The 506-nt window shown below is 55.9% G+C and carries 1 protein-coding gene; it reads left to right on the top strand.

Translation table 11 applies throughout. From position 1 onward, the window contains the following. The first annotated feature begins 85 nt into the window (after positions 1-85). Positions 86-388: an IS66 family insertion sequence element accessory protein TnpB gene (locus GWQ22_RS21810; protein ID WP_275931663.1), complete on the top strand. Its 303-nt coding sequence runs from the start codon at positions 86-88 to the stop codon at positions 386-388. Positions 389-506 lie beyond the last annotated feature (118 nt).

Below are 506 nucleotides of genomic sequence, written 5' to 3'. Positions count from 1 at the left end.
GTAAGCGCCCCTGAATCAGCACCTGTTTTTACTGAGATCACCTCGGCACACTGAAACCCATCGTATCTACGTTGGGATTTCCGCTATGACCACTCAAGAACGCGTTGATTTTTGGCAGCGCCAGATCGCCTATTGGCTTGCCTCCGGCCTCTCCGGACACGCCTTTTGCAAACACCACGATCTCGTTTATCACCAGTTTGCCTATTGGCGCAAAAAGCTCGAACAGCCCACGACACCCGACTCTCTCCCTGGGTTTGCCAGAGTCACTATGCCAGCCGCGATTGCTACCGAAAGCGGCTTGACGCTCACTTTACCCAACGGGATCTCCATCTCCGGGTTGCATGCCAGCAATATCAACCTGCTCGGCCCTATCATGAGCCTGCTGTGATGCGCCCGCGTTATCTTCGTCCCGCCCTGACCATGCCGCAGATCTACCTCTACCGGGCACCCATCGATTTTCGCAAACAGGTCAATGGCCTTGCCGCACTGGTCGAGCTGCAACTCGG

It is taken from the genome of Aeromonas sp. 1HA1, from assembly GCF_029237385.1.
GTDB classification, from domain to species: domain Bacteria; phylum Pseudomonadota; class Gammaproteobacteria; order Enterobacterales; family Aeromonadaceae; genus Aeromonas; species Aeromonas popoffii.
The sequence above is the reverse complement of the archived record's forward strand: the minus strand, read 5'-3'. Positions and strand labels throughout refer to the sequence as shown.

Excerpts from the sequence above, each read along its gene's own strand:
- GWQ22_RS21810 (WP_275931663.1), top strand. The coding sequence starts at position 86 with ATGACCACTCAAGAACGCGTTGATTTTTGGCAGCGCCAGATCGCCTAT.